This is a genomic window from Mesorhizobium sp. CA4 (genome assembly GCF_020165075.1).
Taxonomy (GTDB): domain Bacteria; phylum Pseudomonadota; class Alphaproteobacteria; order Rhizobiales; family Rhizobiaceae; genus Mesorhizobium.
In genome coordinates this window covers 86,563-106,529 of sequence record NZ_JAIUHK010000019.1, presented here as the reverse complement: position 1 = coordinate 106,529, position 19,967 = coordinate 86,563, and the positions used below count along the sequence as shown (strand labels likewise).

The window sequence follows — 19,967 nt, the reverse complement described above, 5'->3', positions numbered from 1 at the left end:
ATCAGCTTCGCCCCCGGATTGCTGGCAAGCCGCTGATCATCGGATCAGCGACTTGCATGCGTGGCAAGGTCGGGCACGGCGCGCGCCATGCCCTCACTCGTGTGCGAGAGGGCTCAGTTCGACTGCGTGGCGCCGCCATAGATGTCGAAGTCGAAATATTTCTTCGAGATCTCGTCATACTTGCCGTTGGCGCGGATCGCCTTGATGCCGGCGTTGAACTTTTCCTTGAGCGCGGTGTCTTCCTTGCGGACGCCGACGCCAACGCCCGGTCCGAGCACTTCGTCGTCCGGGGCCACCATGCCCTTCAGGTCGCAGCAGGCCTTGCCCTGGTCGGTCTTGAGGAATTCGCCGAGCGCGATCGAGTCGGCCTGCACCGCGTCGATACGGCCGGCGGCCAGATCGTTATTGGCTTCGTCCTGCGTCTGGTATTCCTTGATCTCCTGCGCGCCGGTGAAGTGCTTCTTGGCGTAGACCGCATGCACCGTAGACACCTGGACGCCGATCACCTTGCCCTTGAGGTCGTCCGGCGTGGCGCCGAATTTCTGGTCCTTCGGCCCGATGATCGCGGTCGGGGTGTTGTAGTACTTGTCCGAGAAGTCGATCGTCTTCTTGCGTTCGTCGGTGATCGACATGGAGGAGACGATGGCGTCGATCTTCTTGGTGGTCAGCGCCGGGATGATGCCGTCCCAGGCAACCGGCGTGATGACGCAGTCGAGCTTCTCCTCGGCGCAGACGGCGTTGACGAAGTCGATTTCCCAACCCACCCATTTGCCGCTGGCATCGGGCGAGGTGAAGGGCGGATAGGGTTCGGCGGCGATGCCGATCTTGACCTGCTCGGCCTTAGCCACGCCGCCCATCGCTGCGACGCCGATAAGCAGCGCCGCGCCGAAGGTCTTGAGAACAGTCTTCATGTCAGGACTCCCAGTTTGTTGTTGTTCCCGGTTTTTCGCTCCGCTGATGCCGGCTAGCCGACATTGCGGAGGAATTGTTTGAGCCTTTCGGATTTGGGAGCGCCGAACAATTGTTCCGGCGGACCTTCTTCCTCGATCAGCCCGTTGTAGAGATAGACGACATGCGTCGCGACCTCGCGGGCGAACTTCATTTCATGCGTCACCAGCACCATGGTGCGCCCCTCGCGCGCCAGGTCGCCGATCACCTTCAGCACCTCGCCGACCAGCTCGGGATCGAGCGCCGACGTCGGCTCGTCGAACAGCATGACGCGCGGATTGATCGCCAGCGCCCGGGCGATCGCGGCGCGCTGCTGCTGTCCGCCGGACAGGAAGGCCGGATAGACGTCGCGCTTCTCCGCCAGCCCGACGCGGGCAAGCAGCTTCTCGGCCTGGGCGATCGCCTCGTTTCGCTTGACGCCCAGTACATGCACCGGAACCTCGATGACGTTCTCGATCAGCGTCATGTGGCTCCACAGGTTGAAATTCTGGAACACCATGCCGAGCCGCGTGCGGATACGCTCGATCTGCCTGCGGTCGGCCGGAACGGTGTGGCCGTGGCTGTCGGCCTTGAGCTTGATCTCCTCGCCATTGACCCGAATGATGCCGCTGGTCGGGTTCTCCAGGCAGTTGATGCAACGCAGAAGCGTCGATTTGCCGGAGCCGGAGCCGCCGATGATGGCGACCACCTCGCCGTCGCGCGCCGACAGCGAAACGCCCTTCAGCACGTGCAGCTGGCCGAACTTCTTATGCAGGTTTTCGACGTGGATGGCTTCGGCGGCGCCGTTTTGCGCCTCGCCGGATCGGACTGCGGCAGCTTCCACCGCGCTCACCGGGTGACCTCTATTGGGCCGACGGCAGGTCGTCGAACGTCCATCCGGCTAATCAACATACGCTGTCCTGCCCACTCCAGACTTCAGCATGGACCCGACAGCGCGAGCCCGTCAATCCCGCTCATTACGGCACTTGCGGCGTTGTTGTGCAAGTGTATAAATAGCCTCTCATGAAATTTTTTCGATTTTTTTCAGCATAAAAGGGCATCCATGAGCGCTTTCGGATCACAGTCCATGGCGGCGCCGCTGCGGCGTGTGCTGATGCGTTCGGCAGCCAATGCCATGCGCGACGCCGACAGGGCTGCCTGGCACTATGGGCCGGGGTTCAACCCGGCGAAAGCCGCCGCGCAGCACGCGGCCCTTGCCGAACTGGTGGTGGCTTCCGGCGCCGAGATCGAGTGGATCGAGGACAAGGCCGACGGCCTTTCGGATTCAGTGTTCACGCATGACCCGTCGCTGATGACCGACCGCGGCGCGCTGATCCTGTCCATGGGCAAGCCGTTGCGCGCCAAAGAGCCCTCGCTGCATGAGGAAACCTACAAAAGGCTGGGCATTCCGATCCTCGGCCGCGTCGAGGCTCCCGGCCAAGTCGAAGGTGGCGACTGCGTATGGGTGGATGCCCGCACGCTGGCGATCGGGCGCGGTGTGCGCACCAACCAAGAGGGCATTCAGCAGGTTGCCAACCTGCTGACGCCGCTGGGCATTTCGGTCTACGGCTTCGATCTGCCGCTGTGGCAGGGCGAAGAGGCGTGCCTGCATCTGATGTCGGTGATCAGCCCGCTGGCCGACGACCTCGCCCTGGTCTATTCGCCGCTTTTGCCGGCGCCGTTCTACCAGATGCTGAAGGCGCGGGGCATCCGCCTGGTCGAAGGCCACCCGCAAGAGTTTGCCGCCTCCAATGGCCTCAGCCTGAACGTGCTGCCGACCAGCCCGTTGAAGGTCATTGCCGTGGCAGGGTTCCCAAAGACCAAAGCCGCCATGGAAGCCGCCGGCTGCACGGTCGAGATATTCGAGGCGGATGCGCTCTGCATCGCCTGCGAAGGCGGGCCGACATGCCTGACGCGGCCGATCCTGCGCCAATGAGTGCGCGCCGCAAGTTCCGCCGCGAGGGCGAGGAGCGGCGGCGGCAGGATCTGATCGATGCCACCCTGGACAGCGTGGCGAAACATGGCCTTGAGGGCGCTACCTTGCGCACCATCGCCTTGCGTGCCGGCGTCACCGCCGGGCTAATCCGCCACTATTTCCCCGGCAAGGAAGATTTGCTGCAGGAGGCCTATGCGACATTGATGGGTCGCATGACCGAGCAGGCGAAAGCGGCTTTGGCCATGGAGGACGCCTCGCCGCGCCAACGCCTCGCCGCTTTCGTCACCGCCAACCTCGACGCGCCGATCATCGACCAGCGGGTGTTCTCGCTCTGGGCGACCTTCATCGGCCGCGCCGGAGCGGATCCGACGCTCGCCCGCGCCCATCGCGAAGGCTATCTCGGCTTTCGCAACGAGGTGGAAGCGGTTGTCGCCGAAGTGCTCGCCGCCGAACGGCGCAAGCCGGACGCGGCCGAGCTGCGCCATCATGCCATTGCCATCAACGCGATCATCGACGGGCTCTGGATCGAAGGCTGCCTGGCCGGCGAGATGTTCTCGCCCGGCGAGCTGGCGGCGATCGGCATCAAGGCCGTCGAGGCCGAACTCGGCCTTGGGCCACTTGAGCTAAAGGGAGGAAACCAATGACCACCATCGGCGAGGCGCTGATCACGCTGCTCGAGGCGCATGGCGTCGACACTGTTTTCGGCATTCCGGGCGTGCATACGGTCGAGCTCTATCGCGGGCTGGCGCGCTCGAATATCCGCCATGTCACGCCGCGCCACGAGCAGGGCGCCGGCTTCATGGCCGACGGCTATGCGCGCGCCGGCGGCCGGCCGGGCGTCGCCTTCGTCATCACCGGACCGGGCCTCACCAACACCATCACCGCCATGGGCCAGGCGCGCGCCGATTCGGTGCCCATGCTGATCATCTCCGGCGTCAACGCCACCGATACGCTCGGCAAGGGGCTGGGCTTCCTGCATGAACTGCCCGACCAACGCGGCATGATGGAGAAGGTGGCGCTGTCTTCCGAGCGCATTACCGAGGCCGGGCAACTGCCTGGCGCGCTCGCCCGCGCCTTCGCGCTGTTTTCGTCGGCGCGGCCGGGGCCGGTGCATATCGAGATTCCCACCGATGTCATGGTCAAGCCCGCCGACGGCATAGCGGCGGCGCTGAGCAATGCTGCGCCGCCCGCCCCGGACGCGGCGGCGGTCGCCGAAGCGGCGAAGCTGATCAAGGCCGCCACCCGCCCGCTTATCCTTTCGGGCGGCGGCGCCAGGAAAGCCGACGCGGCGCTGCGGCGCCTGGCCGAGACGCTTGGCGCGCCCGTCGTCGAGACGGCCAATGCGCGTGGCCTGCTGCATGGCCATCCGCTTTGCGTGCCGGCCAGCCCCAGCCTGAAGGCGGTGCGCGCGTTGATGGCGGACGCCGATCTGGTGATCGCCGCCGGCACCGAGTTCGGCCCGACCGACTATGACGGCTATGGCGACGGCGGCTTTGTGCTGCCGAAGAACCTGATTCGCATCGATATCGGCGCCGACCAGATCGCGCGCCGGCCGGTCACGGTCGGCATCCAGGCCGATTGCGCCGAAGGGATCGAAGCCTTGCTGTCGGCAATCGGGCCGGGTCATGCTGCGGCGAAGGACGGCGAAGTCCGTGCGGCCGCCGCGCGGAGGGCAGCGTGGGCCGAGCTGAAGCCCGAATACCTGGCGCAGGTTCGCGCCGTGGAGATGATCCGCGACGCGCTGCCGGGCGCCATCATCGTCGGCGATTCGACCCAGCCGATCTATGCCGCCAACCTCTATTACGACCACGACCGTCCCGGCGGCTGGTTCAACGCCGCGACCGGCTTCGGCGCGCTGGGCTACGGTCCGCCGGCGGCGATCGGCGCGGCACTTGCCGTGCCCGAGGCGCCGGTGGTGTGCCTCACCGGGGATGGCGGCTTCCAGTTCACCTTGCCGGAGATCGGCGCCGCGCTCGACGCCGAGACGCCGGTGATCTTCGTCGTATGGAACAATCGCGGCTATCGCGAGATCGAAACCTCGATGCTCGATGTCGGCGTCGAGCCGGTCGGCGTCTCGCCGGCGCCGCCGGATTTCTGCAAGCTCGCCGAAGCCTACGGCATTGAGGCCGAGCGCCTGACCGGGGTCGGCGGTCTGGTGGAGGCGCTGAAGCGCGCGCGGGCGGCGGCCAAGCCGCGCGTCATCGAAATCACCGTCGACTGAAGGCTGGTGCCACCGTTGCTCGGCCCATGCTGGCGCACCGCCAATTGGCGTCGCCTGCTACGGTTCGACGCATGCAAAGACGCTGCGCCAGCCATGTCGATATTTCAATTGAGTGACAGCGCGAAAGGCGCGACGTTCCAGCCTGGGGAGGCATAACCCAAGATATAATCATAAAAAAATGACAGGAGCGGTCTAAGTATGAAGGAAACGCTGAATGGCAGGCATGTCGTGGTGACGGGCGGCACTGGGGCGCTCGGCGGCGCGGTTGTCGGCAGGTTGCTGGAGCAAGGCGCGATCTGCCACGTGCCCAATGCCCACGCGGCGGCCCCGCCGCATTTTCCTTACGCAGCCCATGCCAGCGTGCATCTGGCGCACAATGTCGACCTGTCGGATTCGGCCAAGGTCGACGCCTTCTACCATCAGGTGCCCGCGCTCTGGGCCTCGATCCACCTTGCCGGCGGCTTCACCATGGCGCCGGTCGAAAAGATCGAGTCGGCTTCCTTCGCCGAAATGATGGACACCAACGCCCGCACGGCCTTCTTATGCAGCCGCGCCGCGGTGCGCTCGATGCTGGCGTCCAACACGGCCGGCCGTATCGTCAACGTCACCGCGCGGGCGGCGCTGGAACCGCGCAAAGGTTCGGGCATGGTCGCCTATACGGCGAGCAAGGCGGCGGTCGCGGCCATGACGGTCGCCATGGCCGAGGAGCTGAAGCACAAGGGCATCCTGGTCAACGCCGTGGCCCCCTCGACGCTCGACACGCAGGCCAACCGCGACAGCATGCCGGACGCCGATTTCAGCAAATGGGTCAGCCTCGAGGCCGCGGCCGAAGCGATCGCCTATCTCGCCTCACCCGCCAACCAGGCCATGAGCGGCACGCTGGTTCCGCTCTACGGCCGGGCCTGACAGCACAGATATTCCGATAAAAGAAATACCCCGCCGGATCGCTCCGGCGGGGTTTTTTGTCACTGCTCAGCGAAGAAGCTTAGTTGCCCTGCTTCTTCAGCGCCGCGCCCAGGATGTCGCCGAGCGACGCGCCGGAGTCGGTCGAGCCGTACTGGGCGACCGCTTCCTTTTCCTCGGCGATTTCCAGCGCCTTGATCGAGACCTGCAGCTTGCGGGTCTTCTTGTCGAAGGCGATGACGCGGGCGTCGACCTTCTGGCCGACGGTGAAGCGCTCGGGGCGCTGCTCGTCGCGGTCGCGCGAAAGGTCGGAACGCTTGATGAAGGTCTCGATGCCGCTGTCGACCAGCCGCACGTCCAGACCGCCATCCTTCACGCCGATGACCTCGCAGGTGACGACGGCGTTCTTGCGCAGCTCGCCGCTGGTGGCCGCTTCGCCGACCGTGTCACGGGCCAACTGCTTGATGCCGAGCGAGATGCGCTCCTTCTCGATGTCGACGTCGAGCACCTGCGCCTTGACCATGTCGCCGCGATTGTACTCTTCGATGACCTGCTCGCCCGGACGGGTCCAGTCGAGGTCGGAGAGGTGCACCATGCCGTCCACGTCGCCTTCCAGGCCGATGAACAGGCCGAACTCGGTCTTGTTCTTGACCTCGCCCTCGACCTGGCTGCCGACCGGATGGTTGCGCGCGAAGGCTTCCCACGGGTTCTCCAGCGTCTGCTTGAGGCCGAGCGAGATGCGGCGCTTGGCCGGATCGACCTCGAGCACGACCACGTCGACTTCCTGGGTCGTCGACAGGATCTTGCCGGGGTGCACGTTCTTCTTCGTCCACGACATTTCCGAAACGTGGATGAGGCCCTCGATGCCCGGCTCCAACTCGACGAACGCGCCGTAGTCGGTGATGTTGGTGACGGTGCCCTTGATCTTCTTGCCGATCGGGAACTTGGTGCCGATATCCGACCACGGATCCGACTCGAGCTGCTTCATGCCGAGCGAGATGCGGTGGGTTTCCTGGTTGATGCGGATGATCTGCACCTTGACCGTCTGGCCGATGTTGAGGATTTCGGTCGGATGGTTGACGCGGCGCCAAGCCATGTCGGTGACATGCAGCAGGCCGTCGATGCCGCCAAGGTCGACGAACGCACCGTAATCGGTGATGTTCTTGACCACGCCTTCGACCACCTGGCCTTCCTCGAGGTTCTGCACGATTTCCGAACGCTGTTCGGCGCGGCTCTCCTCGAGCACGGTGCGGCGCGATACCACGATGTTGCCGCGGCGGCGATCCATCTTGAGGATCTCGAAGGGCTGCGGGTTGTGCATCAGCGGGGTGACGTCGCGGATCGGGCGGATATCGACCTGGCTGCGCGGCAGGAAGGCCACGGCGCCGTCGAGGTCGACGGTGAAGCCGCCCTTGACCTGGTTGAAGATGACGCCTTCGACGCGCTCACCCTTGGTGAACTTCTCTTCGAGGCGCACCCAGCTCTCTTCGCGGCGAGCCTTCTCGCGCGACAGCATGGCTTCGCCAAGCGCGTTCTCGATGCGCTCGACATAGACTTCGACGGTGTCGCCGACCTTGAGGGAGGATTCCTTGCCCTTGGCGCCGAATTCCTTCAGCGGCACGCGGCCTTCGACCTTGAGGCCGACATCGATGATGGCCATGTCCTTTTCGATCGCGGTGATCGTGCCCCGGACGACCTGGCCCTCGCCGGAATGGCCGGCGGTGAATGATTCTTCGAGCATGCTCGCGAAATCGTCGCGAGACGGATTAGCAGCTGACATTGTTTCTCCTGGAATGCTCCGCGCGCTGGCGGAGCGGGCGCCGTGGGTTAGCGTTGCGTGAGCCTGCCGGCGTTCCGGGCTGAAGAGCCCTTGGCCACTTATTAAGTGGCAAGTCCGGCGCATGAAGAATGCTGGCAGGCTGGTGCGTGCCCGATATGGGTATTTTCGCCGCTCAAGGCAACCGAAAAGCCCGATCAGGCCTTGTTTCTCTTGGCGAGGACCTCGTCAACGATCGCCATCGCCGCCAGAAACGCGGCTTCTATAGCCATTTCGCTGGTATCAAGCAAGTGCGCGTCTGCCGCGGGCTTCAACGGCGAGTCGGCGCGGCCCATGTCGCGCTCGTCGCGGCGCTCGATGTCGGCGAGGATGGTAGCGAAATCGGCGCTGCCGCCCATGCTCTCGATCTCGGCCAGCCGGCGCCTGGCGCGCACTTCGGCGCTCGCCGTGACATAGAGCTTGATGTCGGCATCCGGGCACACCACCGTGCCGATGTCGCGGCCGTCGAGCACAGCACCCGGCGGCGCCTTGGCGAAAACCCGCTGCTTCTCGACCAAGATGCGCCGCACCGTCGGGATGACTGCGACCTTCGATGCCGCCTCGCCCACCGCATGCGCGGATAGCACTGTCCGGTCGAGGTTCGAGAGATCAACCTGCCGCGCCGCGGTCTCGGCCGCCGAGACATTATCTAGCGGCAGACCGAGCTCGAGCAGCTTATGGGCGACGGCGCGGTAGGTAAGGCCGGTGTCGAGCAGGTTCAGGCGATAGTGATCGGCGAGCCGGCGGGCGAGCGTGCCCTTGCCGGCGCCGGCGGGTCCGTCGATGGCGATGGTGAAGGGGGTGCTCATTGGCCGGCCACAGTGATCGAAGGAGGCGATGCAAATGGCGAGCGCCGCGATCCTTCACACCCCGCCAACGTCTCAAGTCGGCTCAATCTCATCGCCGTCACTCGATCTCCGCGCCCAGTCCCTTCATCAGTCCCATGAACTCCGGAAAGCTCGTCGCGATCATATTGGCGTCGTCGATGGTCACGGGCTTTTCCGTCGCCAGCCCCATCACCAGGAAGCTCATGGCGATGCGATGATCGAGATGGGTCTTCACGGCCGTATCGGGGCCGTTCGGATGAGCGCCCAGCCCCTTGCCGCCCGGTCTGCCGCGCACGGCGAGCGAAACTTCGCCCTCGGTGCAATCGACGCCATTGAGCTCCAGCCCATTGGCCACCGCCGCCAACCGGTCGGATTCCTTGACGCGCAATTCCTCCAGCCCCTGCATCAGTGTCTCGCCTTCGGCGAAGCTCGCCGCGACGGCCAGCACCGGATATTCGTCGATCATCGACGGCGCGCGTTCCGGCGGCACGATGACGCCCTTGAGTTCGGAGGAGCGCACGCGCAAATCCGCCACGTCCTCGCCGCCGGCATTGCGCGGGTTGAGGACGTCGATACGGCCGCCCATTTCCTGCAAGGTCATGAGCAGCCCGGTGCGGGTCGGGTTCATCAGCACGTTCTCGATGAGGATGTCCGAACCCGGCACGATCAGCGCCGCCACCAGCGGGAAGCCGGCGGAGGAGGGGTCGCCCGGCACGGCGATCGTCTGTCCGGTGAGCTTGCCCTGGCCCTCGATGAAGATGTGGCGCACGCCGCGCTCGTCAGTCTCCACGGTCAGGTTTGCGCCAAAGCCTTTCAGCATCTTTTCGGTATGGTCGCGCGTCATCACCGGCTCGATGACCGTGGTGATGCCCGGCGTGTTCAAGCCGGCAAGCAGCACCGCCGACTTCACCTGGGCCGACGCCATCGGCACGCGATAGGTGATTGGCGCGGCGTGCTTCGGTCCGCGCAGTGTGATCGGCATGCGGTCTCCGGGTGCTGCCCGCAGCACCTGCACGCCCATCTGGCGCAGCGGGTCGAGCACGCGGCCCATCGGCCGGCCGGAGAGCGAGGCGTCGCCGATGAAGGTCGTCTCCATGTCATAGGTGCCGACGAGGCCCATGGTGAGGCGCGAGCCGGTGCCGGCATTGCCGAAATCGAGCGGGCCCTCCGGTTGCAGCAGCGCGCCGTTGCCGGTGCCGCGGATCACCCATTCGGCGCCCGTCTTTTCGATATGCGCACCCATTGCCTTCATGGCGGCACCGGTGCGCATCACGTCCTCGCCCTCGAGCAGGCCGGTAATTCGGGTCTCGCCGGAGGCCAGGCCGCCGAACATAAAGGAGCGGTGCGAGATCGACTTGTCGCCCGGCACGCGCGCCGTGCCGGCAAGGGCAGGGGATTTGCGGGCCGTGGCTGGTTTGGCGGCGGCGGAATGAGACATTTTGTCGTCCAAATGAAATGCCGGCTGACCGGCCCGGTTCGTCGTGTTGCGGCGGTCTCGTATCACGGCGCGCGGCAATGGTCATCCCCTTGGCGCGGCCGTTCGAACGCAACCCTTTACAACGCCGGCTTTTGGCTTTGACAGCGCTCCAAACTGCGGTTAAGGGGACCACTCTTTTATTGACGAGGCCTGACGTGGCAAAAGCTGAACTTGGCACCAAACGCATCGACCCTGAGACGGGACGGAAATTCTACGATCTCAACAAGGACCCGATCGTCTCGCCCTATACCGGCAAGAGCTATCCGCGCTCCTATTTCGATGAAGGCAAGATTTCCGCCATCGAGGAGGATGAGGAGGTCGCCGACAAGGAACTGGACGCCGACGAGGAGGAGGGCGCCGAAGTCGTCTCGCTCGAGGAAGCCGATGACGAGGCCAAGGGCGGCGGCGATGATCTTCCCGATCTCGGCGACGACGAGGACGTGGACCTCGGCGACGATGACGACGACACCTTCCTTGCCGACGAAGAGGAAGAGGATGACGACGTCGCCGATATGATCGGCGTCGGCGACGACGAGGATGAGGTCTGATTCCAGCCTCGGCGCGATTGTTTGCCGGCCATTTTCACCTGTGACGAAAAAGCGGTCTTTGAAGGCTTGATCTTGACCGAAGGCGGCGCTAGAAGCCGCCAGCACTAAACGACGGCGCGGTCCCAACCGCGCCGGATCTCTTCGCCGGAAACGGCGCCGGCTGACTGCCGGGAGTGGGGCCATAGCTCAGTTGGGAGAGCGCTTGAATGGCATTCAAGAGGTCGTCGGTTCGATTCCGATTGGCTCCACCAAGTCACTCTCTAGGCTATTGATCTTCCCAAAGAACCTTGGGTTTCATGGGTATACGCCGGCAAGGTGGTCCACATAGGTGGTCCATAGCGCGGGAAATTCTGTACCTCCATGAACTGCGGGTGCAGGATGGACCCGACGATCAGGGAAGCTCGGCGTCGAACTCGACAGCAAATCCGGCATTGATAGCGCTTCGCGCTATGAGATCGCCAAGTTCCCAATCTGTGAGCTCGCAAAGCGGAAACGTCTTTCTCACCGCGAGGACAACCTCTGTTAAGGAAATGCTCGGATCGTCGACATTGTCGACCAGGTAAAGGACAATCGCTTGGCGAATGTCCGGTGAAGCAGTCGGCTGCGTAGGCGCGGACATATCCGACCTATGAATGGAGCCGCGATGTTGCGCTACCGGCCGTTGCTGCGTCGAAAGCTACGGGCACGCTGTGAACGATGCATGCCGTCGCCAGCATTTCCTCCAACTCGCGGTCGGAAGCCTTGCAGTCTGGCATCAGTGTTCGGATTGCCCGGATTGCCTGCGCGATGGACAGGAACCCGGCCTTGCCTCTGGAAAGAACATAGGCCTCGGCGGCTTTTTCAACCGTGACAGTCCGGTACGTGTTGGTCATCAAGAGTTCCTCCCTGAACCCAAACCAACACGATTAACGGCCTATTTCCGGCGGCCTTCAAGCGTATGTCCGATAGCGGACAATTCGGAGGCTATGCCGAAGTGCCGTTGCTCCTCCTCGCCATAGGCGCCATGAGTGAGTTTTATCATCCCGATGCGGTCGACAATCGTGATCTCACCGCGCTTGGCGTGGATTAGCCCCCGGTATTCGAGCATTTGGAGGGCGGTAGTAACGCCGGGACGCCGCGCGCCAAGCATGGTCGCCAGGAATTCATGCGTCAGGTAGATTTTTCCCTCAGTCCGGTCGTGGACCATCAGCAGCCAGCGGGCCAGCCTTTCCTCGATTTTCGAGTGGCCGTTCACCAGCGCCGTTCGGGATGATTGCACCAGGAATGCGTGGGCGTAGCGAAGCAGCGCCTCATGAAGGCTCAGGCTTTCTGCAATGGCAGCGCGAAGATTTTCAACCGGCAGGCACCAGCCATTGCCGGCGACTTGGATATAGGTTTCGTTGGGAGATCTGTCTTGCCCGAGAATGACCGCGAGTCCCGTCATACCGTCATGGCCGATGATGCCGACTTCGCTCTGCCGCCCTCCGGTCAAGGTGGCGACCACCGACGCAATACCGCTCTCCAGAAAATAGACGTGCTCTATCGGTTGATAGGGGTCCTCAAGTCGGGCTTTGACAGCCAGTTCCACGCGATGCATGGACGGCTGCAAAAGCGCGAAATCGTCCGGAGGAAGAGTTTTCAAAATTTGGTTGCGAAGGACGGGTTGAGGCATGGCTCTTCTCCCTGACGGGCAAGAGCACGTACCTCTTACTGTCGGCTGCATCCGAATGTCTGGCGGCCGATGTCAAACCATACGCCTCAAATGGACGACTGGCAAACTTTCCAGCTGTGCGGGGTCCTTCCTGACGGAAGGTTACGGCGAAAGCGTCCAACTTAGCCGCTCACAGTCTTCCTGGAACTACGCTAACCGCGCTCGGCCCGGGTTCTGGCTGCTTTGCGCGCTGCCGCCGATCGTCCGGCGGCGCCTTTGGTCTGCGCGGCTTTCCTCGCCGCCGCCGACCGCTCTTCGGCTGTGCGGCCGGATGCGGCGCTCTTGGCCTGCCGCGACAGGGCCTTGCGGGAGGCGGTGCTTTTCGGCTCGCCTTCGAGCACCTTCGACACCGCCTTCGAGACCTTCGGCTGACGCTTCGGCTTCCGTTCGCCCTGGCCTGCCTCATAAGCGTATTCGGCGCTCTTGCGCGTGCTCTCCTTCACATCGCCTTTTTTGGGCGGCGGCAGGTCGACGCCCGCGCGGCGCGCCTCCGAAAGGCCGATGGCGATCGCCTGCTTGGTGGAGCGGGCGCCGTGCTTGCCTTGGCGGATCTTGTCGATTTCCGCGTGAACGAATTCGCCGGCCTGCGTGCTTGCCGACTTGCCTTCGCGCTTGTCCTTGCGCGCCTTTTCGATGGTCTTCTTGTCCGGCATTGTTTTTCTCCTTATTCGAACGGGGGCATAATCGAAAGCCGACAGGCCGCTTCGGATCGCGCCTCAGCGGCTTTCATATGTGCCGATGAGGTCGGCAGTGGCGATCACATGCGGCTTTGCAAACGCCAGAAGATCGGCGATTCCCGTCTTCCCGCCGGTTTCCAGCGTTTCAACGTCGAGTGCCAAAAGGCGGAAGTGATAGTGGTGAACGCCGTGTCCCTTTGGCGGCTGGGGTCCGTCGTAATGGGCGTTGCTAAAGTCGTTGACGCCTTGGCGGAAACTTTCCGGCCCGGCGGTGCCTTCGGGCAGGCGGTCCCGGCCGGCGGCAATGTCATAGACCGCCCAATGGCGAAACATGCCGCGTGGCGCATCAGGATCCTCCACGACAAGCATGAAGCTTTTGGTCCCGGCTGGCGCGTTCTTCCATCGCAGGGGAGGAGACAGATTGCCTCCGTTGCGGACATAGGGCTCAGGAACGGTCTGCCCGTTTTCAAAGGCTGGACTCTCAAGCGTGAAAGCCATGGCTGGAACTCCGTGCTCTTATCGCGCTCTTACTTCGTGCTCTTATCGCGTTCTTGTCGAGAGGTCCGCGAACGATCTTTGCTTGGATTGGTGGAGCGCAATCGCCGCTGGTTTGTTGGCAACGCAGGGCATCGGCGGGGGTTCCGGCATCATGCCCCCGCAACGGAGCTCGATGAATGCTTTGCAAGTGGCGCTATCGTCCCTGGGAAAGCCGCTCCAACGGAAGCGAACGCAGGTCATATTCGGCGAAACAAGCGCCGGAGGAAATCCCTATGCCGGTGGCCGCAACTAGGCTAAGGCTTCCTGTCGGAGGGATGCTTATGAGAGTTCCGGTTTTGGGTGGGAAACTGGTGCAGGGACGGGCTGGACTGCTTGCCCGGCCAAACAGTCTCTTGCCGATGTTTTGCATTGCGGTCGCGGTTGCCGCTTGTCAATCGACTCCAGACACGCAGCCTGTTGCTGACCCGCAACCTGCTCCTGCCGCCATTGTTGCTCCCGCTCCGGCTTCGCCGAATTCGGCTGTGCTGGATCAGACGGCTGCGGTCGTTCCGCCTGGCAAGGGCGTTCCGGCCAGATACGCCGCATTCTCCGGCATATGGGCGGGGCAGCTCAACGGCATGTATGACGGCAAGCTGGCGGTGCTGACCGTGTCTTCAGGCGGGCAGGTGACGGCCAGCTACGCATGGGGCGATCTGGCCGACAACAAGCCGGGCGTCGCCGACGGCTCCGGCAGGATCGTCGGCAACACATTGAAGCTCGGGCGCTTGCCGAACGGCGCGGACATCACCGCCACGATGGCGTCGCCGGGAACGCTCAACGTCACCTACGCGCTTGCCGGCCAGACCTATACAGGCTCGTTCGCCCGGGTCAGCCAGTAAGCAACGCCGGCCGCTAAGATTGAAGCGGGTCGCGCGTGATCCGCACGCACGTCGGCGTTCCGATTTCGATGGCATGCCCCGTGTCGGTCAGCCGGCCGCTCTGCTCGTCGCGGGCGAAGATCGAGATGCGGTCGGCATTCTGATTGGCCGAAAACAGATGCCTGCCGGATGGCGTCAGCGCGAGGTTGCGCGGCGTCGCGCCGCCGCAGGGGGTGAAGTCGACCAGCTCCAGTTTCCCAGACTGCTGGTCGACGGCAAAAATGGCGACGCTGTCATGGCCGCGGTTGGAGCCGTAGAGGAAGCGGCCGTCGGGCGAGATCTGGATGTCGGCGCAGTGATTATGCGCGCGAGCCTCTCCGGGCACCGCCGGCTTGGTGTCGATGAGTTCAAGCCTGCTTGAAGAGGGCTCAAGCGCCAGCGAGACGACCGTCGAGTCAAGCTCGTTCATGACGAAGACGAAGCGGCCGTTCGGATGCAGCGCGACGTGACGCGGCCCCGCGCCGGGCGCGAGCGCCGAGGAAGCGAGCTTCACCAGGGTGCCGTCCGGTTCGATCCGGTAGGAGACCAATTGGTCGATGCCGAGATCGGCGACGATGGCGACGCCGCCCTGGATGATCTCGGTGACGCTATGCGCATGCGACCGCTCCTGCCGCTCGGCGTTGGGACCGGTGCCGTAATGGGCAACGCTCGCCAGCGGCGCGGTCAGGCCGCCGCCGGCCGCAAAGCCGAACACGGCGACCGCCTTGTCGGGGCCGCCGCTGCCCATGCCGTAATTCGCGACCAGAAGCTTGCTGCCGTCGCGGGTGATCGTGTTGTGCGCGGTGATGCTGCCGAGCGAGGGCTGCTTGTTGACATAGGCGAGTGAGTTGGTGGCGCGCTCGAAGCGATAGGCAGAGACCGTTCCCTCGCGCCAGGCAAAGACTTCCGAATTGGCATAGATCCGCGTCCCGTCCGGCGTCACCGACAGGAAGGTCGGATTGTCGATCTCGTCGGTCTCGACAAGCTTCCGCACGGCAAGCGTCGCCTCGTCGAAGGCGTAGACGCCGAGGCCAACACCGCGCGCGCCCTGGAAATAGGGCGCCTCGCGGTTGAGGCTGCCGACAAAGACAAGACAGGCGCTTTGCATCGATCTTCCTCCCGTCACGGGCGGCTCCTGTGCCCGTGCCGGCTTCCAAAAATTTCGCCGATCGTCGCTTGCAAGGCAATCCCATATGTGAAAATATTATTCACAAAAGAAAACTGACGGGAGGAAAGCGATCATGCGTCTCGCCATCCGGCATGGTGCCCGGAACCGCCTTGCAGGCCGCGCCGGAAGCCCCCGGAGAGTGGCATGAGCACGTTCTCGCCGACCGTCGGTGTGGCCTCGACGCATCCGGCCGACATGCCTGAGGCGCATGCCAAAATCCCTGTCTGGAATTCGGAAAACTGGTTCTACGAGGACTGGCAGGTCGGCCACAAAATCCGCTCGCTTCGCCGCACCATCGCCGAGGGCGAAAGCCACATGTTCAATGTGCTGGTGCTCGATATCCACCCTTACGTGCAGGACCAGATGTTCGCCGAAAAGGAAGGCATCTTCGGTCGGCGGCTGGTGGCGGGCGCCTTCGTGTTTTCGGCCGGGCTCGGGCTGGTCGCCACAAACTGCCTCAACGCCTTTTCCTATGGCTACGACAAATTGCGCTTCATCAAGCCGGTCTTCATCGGCGACACCATCTATTCGATCCGCACCAACCTCGACAAAAAGCCGCGCTACCAGAACATGGGCCTGATCCGCGCCAGCTATGAAGTCTTCAAGGGTGAAGGAGAACTGGTGCTCTACTGCGAGCATCTGCAGACGGTGAAGTACAAGAACCCGGCCGATTTTGTCGGCAAGACCGAGAAGTGAACCGTGGCCGCTGACAACGAACTCCCGCTGACCGGCCTCGTCGTCGTCGACATGAGTCAGTTCCTGTCGGGACCCTATTGCTCGCTGCGCCTGCTCGACCTCGGCGCGCGCGTCATCAAGATCGAGCGGCCCGACGGCGGCGACCTGTCGCGCCGGCTCTATCTCAGCGACACCGAGATCGGCGGCGATTCCACTATTTTTCACGCCATCAACCGCGGCAAGGAAAGCCTTGCCGTCGATTTGAAGAATGAAGCCGACCTCGCCGCGCTGCGCGGCCTGATCGCCAAAGCCGACGTGTTGATCCAGAATTTCCGGCCGGGCGTCATTGAGCGGCTCGGCCTCGACTATGAGCATGTCAGCACAATCAACCCCCGGCTCGTCTATGCCTCGATCAGCGGCTATGGCGAGGAAGGGCCATGGGTGAAGCGCCCTGGGCAGGATCTGCTCGCGCAGGCTCGTTCCGGTGTGATGTGGCTGAATGGCGACGAGGAGCAGGGGCCGGTGCCGTTCGGCCTGGCGATCGCCGATATGCTGGCGGGCGCTGCCTGCGCCCAAGGCATCCTCGCCAAGCTGGTGCGGCGCGGCATCACCGGCGAGGGCGGCCATGTCGAAACCAGCCTGCTCGAAGCGCTGATCGATTTCCAGTTCGAAGTGCTGACCACGCATCTCAACGACGGCCGACGCCCGCCGAAGCGCTCGTCCTTCCGCAGCGCGCATGCCTATCTCTCGGCGCCTTACGGCGTCTACCCGGCCAATGACGGCTATCTGGCGATCGCCATGACGCCGATCCCGAAGATTGCCGATCTGCTCGGATTGCCTGAGCTGTCCCCGTTCCGCGACAGACCGGCGACCTGGTTCACCGCCCGCGACGAGATCAAGGTGATCATCGCCAAACGCATCGCGGAGAAAACCATCGACGAATGGCTGGCCATCCTCGAGCCCGCCGACGTCTGGTGCGCCAAGGTGCTGACCTGGCCGGAACTGATGGAAAGCGACGGCTTCAAGAGCCTCGACATGCTGCAGACCGTAACGCGCGAGGACAATGTCTCGATCCTCACCACCCGCACGCCGCTGCGCGTCGACGGCGCGCGCGCCAAGGTGGCTCGCGCCGCCCCACGCATCGGCGAGCACAGCGACAAGATCCGCGCGGAGTTCGGCCTGTGATCCGGTTGAAAGGCATGACCTGGAACCATCCGCGCGGCTACGACCCGATGGTGGCGTGCTCGGCGCTCTGGAAGGAAAAGACCGGCGTCTCGATCGAATGGGAGAAGCGTTCGCTGCAGGATTTCGAGTCATTCCCGGTGGAGGAGCTTGCCCGCGCCTATGATCTGATCGTCATCGATCATCCGCATGTCGGCCAGATCACCGCCGAGAAATGCCTGGCGCCGCTCGATGTGCCGAGACGCGACGCGGAACGCGAGGCGCTGGCCAAGGGAAGCGTCGGCAAATCCTATCCAAGCTACACCTGGCAAGGCCGGCAGTGGGCTTTCCCGATCGACGCCGCGACCCAGGTGCAAGCCTGGCGGCCGGATCTGATCGAAGCCGCGCCGGCGATCTGGACCGAGGTGCTGGCCCTTGCCGAACAGGGCCGCGTGCTCTTGCCGCTCCGGCCGCCGCATTCGCTGATGTGCTTCTATACTTTGGCCGCCGATCTCGGCCGGCCATGCATAGTCGACGGTTCGGCCGACCTTGTCGAAGGCGAGACCGGCGAAACCGCCTTCGAGATGTTGCGCGAGATTGCGGCGCGGGTCGATCCCGCATGCCTGACGATGGACCCGATCGCGGTGTTCGAAAGGATGGTAGAGCCCGGCTCGCGCATCGCCTGCGCGCCGCTGATCTACGGCTATGTTCCTTATGCGGTGGCAGGTTTCCGGCCGCACCGCCTCGCCTTCGCCGACATGCCGGTTGTCGGCGGCAACGGCCCGGTCGGCTCCGCGCTTGGCGGCACCGGCATTGCCGTCTCCGCCTTTTCCGCCGCGCGCGAGGCGGCGATCGACTTCGGCTATTGGATCGCCAGCGGCGACGTGCAGCGCGGCCCTTATGCCGCCGCAGGCGGCCAGCCTGGCCATGCCGCGGCCTGGGAAGACGATGCCGTCAACGCCGCGACCGGCGACTTCTATCGCGCTACGCGCGCCACGCTCGAAGGCGCCTGGGTTCGTCCGCGCCACGACGGCTACATGGCGTTTCAGCAGCAAGCCTCGGACCGCATCAACGAAGGCCTTGCCGGCCGGCAGGACGTCCGCCGCGTCGTCGCCGACATCAACCGCCTGTTCCGGGAGAGTTTCGCGCCGGCCGCCGCCGGCTAGTTCCACTGCACCAAGGGAGGAAAAAAATGACCAGCCTGATACGCGGCCTGCTCGCCGCAACTGCCATAGTCTCGATCCCGTTCGCCGCCCATGCCGCCGACGTGAAGTCGGTGATCGACGGCCTGCCGGCCGATCTCAAGGCGCAATATGACGGCGCGCCGCAGAAAGTTCTGCCCTCGGCCTGGGATAATTTCACGCCGCTGCCCAAGCCCTGGAAGTGGTGCCACTCGGAGAGCTACCAGGGCAATCCGTGGCGCGTCTCGGTCACCAAGGAGCTGAAGCGGCTGGTCGACGGCCTCATCGCCGACGGCACGGTATCGAGCTTCGAAGTGTCGGATTCGAACAACGACCCGAGCCAGCAGATCAATCAGATCCGCGCCTTCATCGACAAGAAGTGCTCGATCATCACCTCGATCCCGGGCTCGGCGACGGCGCTCGACGATGCCGTCGATGCAGCGGCCAAGGCGGGCATTCCCTTCATCACGGCGGCCGGCTCGGTCACCAGCCCCAACGCCATCAATGTCGATTCCAACTATGCCCGCTGGGGCTATGACATGATGACGGCGATCGGCAAGGCCAAGCCCGATTCCAGCGTGCTGATGGTCGAAGGCATCGCCGGACATCCAATCGTGGTTCAGGAAAAGCAGGGCGCCGACAAGGCGCTGGCCGAGAACAAGGGCCTCAAGGTCGCGCGCACCGTCAACGGCAACTGGACGGCCAATGTCACCAAGACCGTGGTGCTGCAGGCGATCGCCACCAACCCGGCGCCGATCGACGCGGTATGGACGACCGGCAGCGAAAGCCGCGTGGTCGCCGAGGCTTTCGCTGAAGCCGGCCGGCCGGCGCCGCTCATCACCGGCTCGATCACCGGCGACGCGCTCGGCTACTGGAAGGTCAATCCCGACAAATACCGCTTCGAGGGCCATGCCGTGCTGCCAGGCTGGACGGCGCAGACGCTGTTTCGCGTCGGCGAGCGTATGCTCGACGGCCAGAAGCCGAAGCTCAACACGCTGCTGATCCCGATCCCGCCGGTGCATGCCGCCGAGCTCGGCAAATGGTACAAGGACTGTATGACGCCGGACGCCGTTTCGGTCTTCCCGGTGCCGCCGACCGACCCGATGCCCGAAAACATGCTCGACGCCTATTTCAGCAATCCTGCGCCGACCAAGGGCTGGGACTATTCGAAGGTGCCGGACGCCTGCGCCAAGTGATGTCATGTGAAGCCGGCTCTCGGTGTGCTGATATTCAGGTTATGCCGGCCTGCAAATGACGGCTTCCTCGCGCTTCCGGCGCTCACGTACGAAAAGTACGCTCCGCTCCGGTTCTCGGAAGCCACCATTTCGGCGCGGCCTGACCTGAATCTCAACACACCTTAAGGGCC

20 protein-coding genes and 1 tRNA gene are annotated in these 19,967 nt (G+C 64.1%); 11 read left to right on the top strand and 10 right to left on the bottom strand.

Annotated features, from left to right (window positions below; all coding sequences use genetic code 11):
• Window positions 1-113: 113 nt before the first annotated feature.
• Window positions 114-911: a transporter substrate-binding domain-containing protein gene (locus LB528_RS17195; protein WP_224715649.1), complete on the bottom strand. Its 798-nt coding sequence runs from the start codon at window positions 909-911 to the stop codon at window positions 114-116.
• A gap of 53 nt (window positions 912-964) precedes the next feature.
• Window positions 965-1,780, bottom strand: coding sequence for an ABC transporter ATP-binding protein (locus LB528_RS17190; RefSeq protein WP_318012312.1), 816 nt, complete (start codon window positions 1,778-1,780; stop codon window positions 965-967).
• Window positions 1,781-1,990: 210 nt separating this feature from the next.
• Between LB528_RS17190 and LB528_RS17185 the strand changes: the two genes are divergently transcribed.
• From LB528_RS17185 to LB528_RS17170, 4 genes are all read left to right on the top strand, one after another.
• A complete protein-coding gene (locus tag LB528_RS17185; RefSeq protein ID WP_224715648.1) occupies window positions 1,991-2,863 on the top strand; it encodes a dimethylarginine dimethylaminohydrolase family protein in 873 nt (290 codons plus the stop codon).
• Window positions 2,833-3,507, top strand: coding sequence for a TetR family transcriptional regulator C-terminal domain-containing protein (locus LB528_RS17180; protein WP_224715647.1), 675 nt, complete (start codon window positions 2,833-2,835; stop codon window positions 3,505-3,507). Before LB528_RS17185 ends, LB528_RS17180 begins: the two co-directional genes overlap by 31 nt.
• Window positions 3,504-5,084, top strand: a complete 1,581-nt coding sequence (locus LB528_RS17175; RefSeq protein WP_224715646.1) for a 5-guanidino-2-oxopentanoate decarboxylase — start codon at window positions 3,504-3,506, stop codon at window positions 5,082-5,084. Before LB528_RS17180 ends, LB528_RS17175 begins: the two co-directional genes overlap by 4 nt.
• Before the next feature lie 198 nt (window positions 5,085-5,282).
• Entirely contained in the window at window positions 5,283-5,990 is a 708-nt protein-coding gene (locus tag LB528_RS17170) for an SDR family NAD(P)-dependent oxidoreductase (RefSeq protein WP_224511699.1), read from the top strand.
• 79 nt (window positions 5,991-6,069) lie between these two features.
• On the opposite strand, the gene rpsA is transcribed toward LB528_RS17170, so the two are convergent.
• The 3 genes from rpsA to aroA all read right to left on the bottom strand — a co-directional run bounded on the left by rpsA (window position 6,070) and on the right by aroA (window position 10,068).
• Window positions 6,070-7,767, bottom strand: a complete 1,698-nt coding sequence (rpsA, locus tag LB528_RS17165) for a 30S ribosomal protein S1 (RefSeq protein WP_224511698.1) — start codon at window positions 7,765-7,767, stop codon at window positions 6,070-6,072.
• Between the two features lie 194 nt (window positions 7,768-7,961).
• Window positions 7,962-8,612, bottom strand: coding sequence for a (d)CMP kinase (cmk, locus tag LB528_RS17160; RefSeq protein WP_224511697.1), 651 nt, complete (start codon window positions 8,610-8,612; stop codon window positions 7,962-7,964).
• A 97-nt stretch (window positions 8,613-8,709) separates the two neighbouring features.
• Window positions 8,710-10,068, bottom strand: a complete 1,359-nt coding sequence (gene aroA / locus LB528_RS17155; protein WP_224715645.1) for a 3-phosphoshikimate 1-carboxyvinyltransferase — start codon at window positions 10,066-10,068, stop codon at window positions 8,710-8,712.
• A gap of 194 nt (window positions 10,069-10,262) precedes the next feature.
• On the opposite strand from aroA, the gene LB528_RS17150 reads away from it, so the two are divergent.
• Both LB528_RS17150 and LB528_RS17145 read left to right on the top strand, forming a co-directional pair.
• On the top strand, window positions 10,263-10,655 hold the full coding sequence (locus LB528_RS17150; RefSeq protein ID WP_224511695.1) for a TIGR02300 family protein: 393 nt from the start codon (window positions 10,263-10,265) through the stop codon (window positions 10,653-10,655).
• Between the two features lie 175 nt (window positions 10,656-10,830).
• Window positions 10,831-10,906: transfer RNA gene (locus LB528_RS17145), tRNA-Ala, on the top strand.
• A gap of 375 nt (window positions 10,907-11,281) precedes the next feature.
• On the opposite strand, the gene LB528_RS17140 is transcribed toward LB528_RS17145, so the two are convergent.
• From LB528_RS17140 to LB528_RS17125, 4 genes are all read right to left on the bottom strand, one after another.
• Window positions 11,282-11,527, bottom strand: a complete 246-nt coding sequence (locus LB528_RS17140; RefSeq protein ID WP_224715644.1) for a hypothetical protein — start codon at window positions 11,525-11,527, stop codon at window positions 11,282-11,284.
• A 41-nt stretch (window positions 11,528-11,568) separates the two neighbouring features.
• Window positions 11,569-12,306 carry a Crp/Fnr family transcriptional regulator gene (locus LB528_RS17135; protein WP_224511689.1) on the bottom strand — a complete coding sequence of 246 codons (738 nt, stop codon included), beginning with the start codon at window positions 12,304-12,306 and terminating at the stop codon, window positions 11,569-11,571.
• A gap of 191 nt (window positions 12,307-12,497) precedes the next feature.
• On the bottom strand, window positions 12,498-12,998 hold the full coding sequence (locus LB528_RS17130) for a DUF6496 domain-containing protein (RefSeq protein ID WP_224511686.1): 501 nt from the start codon (window positions 12,996-12,998) through the stop codon (window positions 12,498-12,500).
• Between the two features lie 63 nt (window positions 12,999-13,061).
• Window positions 13,062-13,520 (bottom strand): YbhB/YbcL family Raf kinase inhibitor-like protein, encoded by a 459-nt coding sequence (locus tag LB528_RS17125; RefSeq protein WP_224511684.1) that lies wholly within the window; start codon window positions 13,518-13,520, stop codon window positions 13,062-13,064.
• 521 nt (window positions 13,521-14,041) lie between these two features.
• Here LB528_RS17125 and LB528_RS17120 point away from each other — a divergent pair.
• Window positions 14,042-14,398, top strand: a complete 357-nt coding sequence (locus LB528_RS17120; protein ID WP_224715643.1) for a hypothetical protein — start codon at window positions 14,042-14,044, stop codon at window positions 14,396-14,398.
• Between the two features lie 13 nt (window positions 14,399-14,411).
• On the opposite strand, the gene LB528_RS17115 is transcribed toward LB528_RS17120, so the two are convergent.
• The gene (locus tag LB528_RS17115) at window positions 14,412-15,524 is read right to left on the bottom strand and encodes a lactonase family protein (RefSeq protein WP_224715642.1); all 1,113 of its coding nucleotides are present in this window, start codon (window positions 15,522-15,524) and stop codon (window positions 14,412-14,414) included.
• A 204-nt stretch (window positions 15,525-15,728) separates the two neighbouring features.
• Here LB528_RS17115 and LB528_RS17110 point away from each other — a divergent pair, with 204 nt between their 5' ends.
• Genes LB528_RS17110 through LB528_RS17095 form a run of 4 tightly spaced genes read left to right on the top strand, consistent with a single transcriptional unit; the run spans window position 15,729 to window position 19,797 of the window.
• Entirely contained in the window at window positions 15,729-16,280 is a 552-nt protein-coding gene (locus tag LB528_RS17110; RefSeq protein WP_224715641.1) for a MaoC family dehydratase, read from the top strand.
• Window positions 16,281-16,283: 3 nt separating this feature from the next.
• Window positions 16,284-17,444, top strand: a complete 1,161-nt coding sequence (locus LB528_RS17105; protein ID WP_224715640.1) for a CaiB/BaiF CoA transferase family protein — start codon at window positions 16,284-16,286, stop codon at window positions 17,442-17,444.
• 14 nt (window positions 17,445-17,458) lie between these two features.
• The gene (locus tag LB528_RS17100) at window positions 17,459-18,586 is read left to right on the top strand and encodes an extracellular solute-binding protein (protein WP_224715659.1); all 1,128 of its coding nucleotides are present in this window, start codon (window positions 17,459-17,461) and stop codon (window positions 18,584-18,586) included.
• Between the two features lie 26 nt (window positions 18,587-18,612).
• Window positions 18,613-19,797, top strand: a complete 1,185-nt coding sequence (locus LB528_RS17095; RefSeq protein ID WP_224715639.1) for a substrate-binding domain-containing protein — start codon at window positions 18,613-18,615, stop codon at window positions 19,795-19,797.
• Window positions 19,798-19,967 lie beyond the last annotated feature (170 nt).

Coding starts and splice junctions, on each gene's coding strand:
- LB528_RS17195 (WP_224715649.1), bottom strand. CDS start 911: ATGAAGACTGTTCTCAAGACCTTCGGCGCGGCGCTGCTTATCGGCGTC.
- LB528_RS17185 (WP_224715648.1), top strand. CDS start 1,991: ATGAGCGCTTTCGGATCACAGTCCATGGCGGCGCCGCTGCGGCGTGTG.
- LB528_RS17180 (WP_224715647.1), top strand. CDS start 2,833: ATGCCTGACGCGGCCGATCCTGCGCCAATGAGTGCGCGCCGCAAGTTC.
- LB528_RS17175 (WP_224715646.1), top strand. CDS start 3,504: ATGACCACCATCGGCGAGGCGCTGATCACGCTGCTCGAGGCGCATGGC.
- LB528_RS17170 (WP_224511699.1), top strand. CDS start 5,283: ATGAAGGAAACGCTGAATGGCAGGCATGTCGTGGTGACGGGCGGCACT.
- rpsA (WP_224511698.1), bottom strand. CDS start 7,767: ATGTCAGCTGCTAATCCGTCTCGCGACGATTTCGCGAGCATGCTCGAA.
- cmk (WP_224511697.1), bottom strand. CDS start 8,612: ATGAGCACCCCCTTCACCATCGCCATCGACGGACCCGCCGGCGCCGGC.
- aroA (WP_224715645.1), bottom strand. CDS start 10,068: ATGTCTCATTCCGCCGCCGCCAAACCAGCCACGGCCCGCAAATCCCCT.
- LB528_RS17140 (WP_224715644.1), bottom strand. CDS start 11,527: ATGACCAACACGTACCGGACTGTCACGGTTGAAAAAGCCGCCGAGGCC.
- LB528_RS17135 (WP_224511689.1), bottom strand. CDS start 12,306: ATGCCTCAACCCGTCCTTCGCAACCAAATTTTGAAAACTCTTCCTCCG.
- LB528_RS17130 (WP_224511686.1), bottom strand. CDS start 12,998: ATGCCGGACAAGAAGACCATCGAAAAGGCGCGCAAGGACAAGCGCGAA.
- LB528_RS17125 (WP_224511684.1), bottom strand. CDS start 13,520: ATGGCTTTCACGCTTGAGAGTCCAGCCTTTGAAAACGGGCAGACCGTT.
- LB528_RS17115 (WP_224715642.1), bottom strand. CDS start 15,524: ATGCAAAGCGCCTGTCTTGTCTTTGTCGGCAGCCTCAACCGCGAGGCG.
- LB528_RS17110 (WP_224715641.1), top strand. CDS start 15,729: ATGAGCACGTTCTCGCCGACCGTCGGTGTGGCCTCGACGCATCCGGCC.
- LB528_RS17100 (WP_224715659.1), top strand. CDS start 17,459: ATGACCTGGAACCATCCGCGCGGCTACGACCCGATGGTGGCGTGCTCG.
- LB528_RS17095 (WP_224715639.1), top strand. CDS start 18,613: ATGACCAGCCTGATACGCGGCCTGCTCGCCGCAACTGCCATAGTCTCG.